This is a genomic window from Armatimonas sp. (assembly GCF_043760365.1).
Taxonomy (GTDB): domain Bacteria; phylum Armatimonadota; class Armatimonadia; order Armatimonadales; family Armatimonadaceae; genus Armatimonas.
The window spans coordinates 1-5,586 of the sequence record NZ_JAYUPA010000279.1 but is presented as its reverse complement, the minus strand read 5'-3'; the positions used below and the strand labels follow the sequence as shown (position 1 = coordinate 5,586).

Sequence of the window (5,586 nt, the reverse complement as noted above, 5' to 3'; positions counted from 1 at the left end):
CAAAAGGGCGGATCAGAGGAGGAGAAACCGAGAAGGAACTAGAGAACCTATGGCCACTATTGCCATGAAAGACCTGCTCGAAGCAGGCGTCCACTTCGGTCATCAGACCCGTCGCTGGAATCCCAAGATGAAGCGCTACATCTACGGAAGCCGCAATGGGATCTATATCATTGACCTGCACCAGAGCCTGAAGCTCTTTGATGATGCCCAGAAGTTCATCCAGGACATTGTCTCCGATGGCGGCACGATTCTGTTTGTCGGCACCAAGAAGCAAGCCTCCGATGCCGTACAAGAAGCCGCCGTGCGCTCCCGCCAGTACTTCGTGAATCAGCGCTGGCTGGGCGGTATGCTCACCAACTTCACCACAATTCAGAAGCGAATTGCACGTCTGCGCCAGCTTAAGGAGATGACCGACGACGGCACGCTCCTGCGCCTCACCAAGAAAGAGGCCGCACTGCTGACGGAAGAGTACGAGAAGCTGGAGCGCTACTTAGGCGGTATCAAGGACATGCCTCGCATTCCTTCTTGCCTCTTTATTGTGGACCTGAAAAAAGAGCATATCGCGGTTCAGGAAGCCAAGGCGCTTGGTATTCCGATTGTTGCGATCGTGGATACGAACTGCGACCCAGACGATGTGGACTACATCATTCCCGGCAACGACGATGCCATTCGCGCCATCAAGCTCATTACCAATAAGATCGCCGAGGCGATTGTGGAAGTGAAGCAAGAGGAGTGGGACGAGGTTCCCACGGGGGATCTTGCCGCCGCCTTTGGAGTGGATGCCGCGACGGCGGATCGTGTCCGGCAGCTCGCAGAAGACGAGAAGGGGGCTGGCTTCGACTACGACAATGAAGGTAAGCCCGTTGTCGCCGATGCGGATGATCTCTTTGCCGATGCTCTGGCGAGTGAGACAAAGGCTGAAGTGACGGAAGTTGCTGAAGTCAGCACCGAAGTGCCTGTAGTTGCTGAAGCCAGCACCGAAGTGCTTGTCGCTGAAGTCGCTGAGGCTGTAAAGGCCGACACCGAGTAGTCTTTAACAATCTACCCCCTCCTGGGCGATAGAGTTTTCCGCGAGGGTAGGGCACAAACCCTACCCTTTGCTCTGTTCAACCGAAAGGAACCAAAAAAGAAAATGGCTGCAATTACAGCGGGCATGGTGGCGCAGCTCCGCGAGCGCACCGGCCTTGGAATGATGGAGTGTAAGAGGGCGCTGAGCGAGACCGATGGCGACCTTGAGGCGGCTGTTGAGCTGCTTCGCAAAAAGGGCGTCAAGGACAAGGGCGACCGTGTGGCAGGCGAAGGTCTGGTCATGGCCTATATCAGCGACGGTGGCACCGATGGTGCGCTTGTCGAGCTGAACTCCGAGACCGATTTTGTTGCACGCAACGATGACTTCAAGGCACTTGCGCGACTATTGGCTGAGAAGAGCGCAGTGGGCAAGGGCAGCACCCCCGACGATGTTCTGGGCGATCCCGGTCTGAAGGGCTTTTTCGACGAGACGGTGCGCACCATCGGCGAGAAGATTGTCTTTGGACGGCTCACGCGCTTCAATGCTGCGCCGGGCAACACTCTGGTGAGCTATGTGCACAATCCGGGGGGACCCTCCACCGACGGTGGCAAGATCGGCGTGCTGATCGAGCTCTCGGGCACGGATGTTGCCGAGCTGGGACGTGAAGTGGCGATGCATATCAGCTTCTCCAAGCCCCGTTTCCTAACGGCGGCGGATGTGGATGCCGTAACCGTTGCCAAAGAGAAGGCGATCCTCACCGAGCAGACCCAGGCCGATCCAAAGATGGCGGGTAAGCCCGCACAGGTGATCGAGGGCGCTGTTCAGGGCCGTCTCAATAAGTTTCTTGGCGAGATCGTCTTGCTCAACCAGCCCTACATCCGCGACGATAAGAAAACGGTCGGTCAGCTTGTGAAAGAGACCGCCGGTGCCTCTATCGTTCGCTTCGCCTGTTTCCAGGTCGGGGAGAACGTTAAGAAGGCCGAAGGGTAAGCGTAACCGATGGAATCCCGCCCTCACTACAATCGAGTTCTGCTCAAGCTCTCTGGCGAAGCCTTCGCCGGTGATCAGGGCTATGGTATCGAGCCGGAGACGATTCAAAAAATCGCCTTGGAGCTGGCTGAGATTCAGGCCGGTGGTACCCAGATCGCCATTGTAGTGGGAGGCGGGAATATCCTGCGTGGCTCCGTGGGGGAGAAGCAGGGGATGGACCGTGCCCAGGCTGACTACATGGGGATGCTCGCCACGGTGATCAATGCCATGGCCCTGCAAGATGCCCTGGAGAAGTGCTCCGTGGACACCCGCGTTCAGACCGCGATTCCCATTCCCCAGGTCGCGGAGCCCTTTATCCGCCGCCGCGCCATTCGGCACTTAGAGAAAGGCCGTGTGGTCATTCTCGCAGGGGGCACGGGCAATCCGTACTTCACCACCGATACGGCGTCCGCGCTGCGTGCCGTTGAGATTGAGGCTGAGGTGGTGCTCATGGCTAAAAATGGCACCGATGCGGTCTACGACAAAGATCCTCGCATTCACGCCGATGCCAAGCCCTACAAGAGCCTGACATTTGAGGAAGCGCTGGATAAAAAGCTGCGAGTAATGGATCTGACGGCATTTACGCACTGTATGGAACATAACTTGCCGATCATTGTCTTCGACATGAATGTTGCCGGCAATATCCAGCGTGCGGTGCTCGGAGAGCCCATCGGGACGCTGGTCGAGAGGAGTCAATCGTGAGTGTTTCTACCATCTTAAAAGACACGGAAGTTCGTATGGGCAAGACGCTGGAGTCCACTGCCGCCGACTACGCCACGCTGCGGACAGGGCGCGCCAACCCGGCAATGCTGGATGGCCTGAAGATAGACTACTACGGCACACCGATGAATGTCCGCGACTTGGCTAATATTAGCTCGCCCGAGCCACGTGTGCTCCTGATCGAGCCCTGGGATAAGGCTGCGATGCCGCTGATTGAAAAAGCGATCACGAATAGTTCACTGGGCCTGAACCCCAACAGTGATGGTGTCCGAATTCGCTTAAACATCCCCGCTCTCACCACGGAGCGGCGCAAGGAGTTTGTCAAGCAGCTCGCCGGAAAGGCCGAAGCGGGCCGTGTGGCGCTGCGTAACATCCGCCGCGATGCCAACGAGCACCTTAAAAAAGACGACGAAGTGACTGAGGATGAGGCCAAGCGCGCCGAAAAAGATGTCCAGAAGTTTCTAGATAAGTACGTCGCCGAGCTTGAGGCAATGACCAAAGCCAAAGAGTCCGAGCTACTTGATAACTAACCCTAACCCCGCCTCGTTCACGGGGCGCTCGTTTCGGGCGGGTAATCCGTGCAATAATAGAGTATGGGTACTCTTTTACCGCAGGCGTGGGACATTGGCCCCATGCTCCTCCCGCACATCTCCTGGGGGGAGAAACTGTTTAGACCGCTGGTGGTCTATGGATTTCTCCTGGTTGCATTTCGTTTCTCGGGCAAGCGCGAGCTGGGACAGGCCACTCTTTTTGATTTTCTGATCCTGCTTCTGATCTCCAATGTCGTGCAGAACGCGATGATTGGTGAGGACAACTCCATCGGGGGCTCGTTTGCGGGCGTGGCGGTGCTGTTGACTCTCTCGTGGGCACTCAATAAAATCACGACTCGCTCGCCCCGGCTTCGCAAGCTTCTCGAAGGCTCCCCGACACTGCTGGTTCACGACGGCAAAGTGCTGGACAATGCCATGCGCAAAGAGAGTGTGGCGATCAACGACCTCCTCACCGCGTTTCGCGAACAAGGTATCGCGTCGGTCTCTGAAGTTCGTTTCGCGGTGCTTGAGCTTGATGGCAAGATTAGTATTATCCGCACGGATGCACCGATACCAGTGAGTCGCGAGGACTGTGTGGTCGAAGAAATTCGCATGCAAGCGCCACAATAGAGAGTATGCGTCTTGCTTTTGCAATTCCCTGGCGTGATCGGGGAAGCTGGCTTTTTGAGCACTTACCGGAGGGCTATACGGGGGATCTGCTCTTTGCTGCGCCTGAACCCAACGCCGATCTCACGCCGCGTGCCAGTAAGCTGCCGCCGTATCTGGCCGAGTTTTTCTGCCTGCTCGGGCGTGGCTACAAGCTGGCACACTATGATGTCGTCTTCGCCTGGGAGCTACGTTGCACTCTCGCGGTGTTGTTGTTACGGCGGCTCCAGCGCACCCGAACCCCAGTGATTGTGGTAGGGCCGATTCTAAAAGGCGCGGCTCGCACACTGCTTCCTCTGATCCGTCCACTGCTCGCTGATGCCACCAAGATCGTGTGTTTCTCATCGGCGGAGCGCGATGCGTATGCAGAACTGCTCAAGCTCCCGGCGGAGCGCTTTGTTTTTTTTCCAACACCCTGGGCTGCGCCAAGTGATGTGCCTGAGCCCACGGAGGGCGGCTTTGCTCTGGCACTGGGCCAGTCGAACCGCGACTATGCGACACTCTTTCGCGCCGTCGAGGGGCTGGTGATTCCCGTGACGGTGGTTGCTGCAGATGACACGCCATTTGGAGGAGTGCCGCCGCCGCCCAATGTGACGGTGCACTTCAACACGGATCACCACACGACCAATGCACTTATCGCATCGGCAACCCTGCATCTGATCCCACTGCATCCCACCGGGTTTTCGTCGGGGCAGACCGTGCTCCTGCGCGCCATGGCCGCCAAGAAAGCCTGCATTGTGAGCCGCATCCCGGGTGTCACTGACTACATTGACGAGAATCAGACCGCTGTACTGGTGCCCCCGCACGACGAAGGTGCGCTCCGCGACGCACTTACTCAGCTCTGGGAAGATACGCAAGAGCGGCAGCGGCTCGGAGAAAACGCCGCCCGTGCCGCCCAGGAGCGCTTCGGGTTCGCGGGATTTGTCAAACACCTGCTAGAATTAATCCTATGAGTCCCGCTGCGTTTTATACTGACTACGCCAACAAACACGAGCGCCTGCTGGTTGGCCTGATGAGTGGAACCAGTGTGGATGGTGTAGACGTCGCGCTGGTTCGAATCTCCGGCAGTGGCCGCACGACCAAAGTGGAGCTTCTGAAGTCTATCGAGCACCCCATTCCCGATGACCTGCGACACTGTGTGCTCGCACTGAGCCACGGCGCAGGCAACGCCGAGGAAGTTTCAAGAGTCTCCGTTGCACTTGCCGAGCTATTTGCGGACGCCGTCGAGGCGCTGGGGGTGGGGGCCGTAGATGCCATCGCCAGCCACGGCCAAACCATCTCGCACATGCCTGGTACACGTGCCACGCTTCAAATAGGCAGTGCGGCGACTCTCGCACAGCGCCTGAACTGCCCCGTTGTCTCGGACTTTCGGAGCGCTGATGTTGCCGTGGGGGGCCAGGGGGCGCCGCTCGTGCCCTATGTGGACTGGTGCTTGCTGACGCATCCGACTAAGGCGCGTGCCATTCAGAACATCGGCGGGATCGGCAACGTCACCTATCTCCTGCCGGATGCTAAATCGGAGCAAGTGCTTGGTTTCGACACGGGGCCGGGCAACATGCTCATTGACCGCGCCGCACAATGGGCCAGCCAGGGACGTCTGCGCTGTGACCTCGACGGCAAACTCGCTCTCAG

The 5,586-nt window shown here is 58.1% G+C and carries 6 protein-coding genes and 1 pseudogene; all 7 read left to right on the top strand.

What is annotated here, in order from left to right; translation table 11 throughout:
- Positions 1-49: 49 nt before the first annotated feature.
- Positions 50-748, top strand: a pseudogene (gene rpsB / locus ACH2EH_RS06690) (30S ribosomal protein S2); the annotation flags it as partial.
- A gap of 384 nt (positions 749-1,132) precedes the next feature.
- Positions 1,133-1,999 carry a translation elongation factor Ts gene (gene tsf, locus ACH2EH_RS06685; RefSeq protein WP_395140129.1) on the top strand — a complete coding sequence of 289 codons (867 nt, stop codon included), beginning with the start codon at positions 1,133-1,135 and terminating at the stop codon, positions 1,997-1,999.
- 9 nt (positions 2,000-2,008) lie between these two features.
- Entirely contained in the window at positions 2,009-2,740 is a 732-nt protein-coding gene (pyrH, locus tag ACH2EH_RS06680; protein WP_395140127.1) for a UMP kinase, read from the top strand.
- On the top strand, positions 2,737-3,288 hold the full coding sequence (gene frr / locus ACH2EH_RS06675; RefSeq protein WP_395140125.1) for a ribosome recycling factor: 552 nt from the start codon (positions 2,737-2,739) through the stop codon (positions 3,286-3,288). Before pyrH ends, frr begins: the two co-directional genes overlap by 4 nt.
- A 63-nt stretch (positions 3,289-3,351) precedes the next feature.
- Positions 3,352-3,918 carry a DUF421 domain-containing protein gene (locus ACH2EH_RS06670; RefSeq protein ID WP_395140123.1) on the top strand — a complete coding sequence of 189 codons (567 nt, stop codon included), beginning with the start codon at positions 3,352-3,354 and terminating at the stop codon, positions 3,916-3,918.
- Positions 3,919-3,923: 5 nt separating this feature from the next.
- A complete protein-coding gene (locus ACH2EH_RS06665; protein WP_395140121.1) occupies positions 3,924-4,907 on the top strand; it encodes a glycosyltransferase family 4 protein in 984 nt (327 codons plus the stop codon).
- Positions 4,904-5,586, top strand: a 683-nt coding sequence (locus tag ACH2EH_RS06660) for an anhydro-N-acetylmuramic acid kinase (RefSeq protein ID WP_395140119.1), incomplete at its 3' end; no start/stop codon positions are given. The genes ACH2EH_RS06665 and ACH2EH_RS06660, both read left to right, overlap by 4 nt.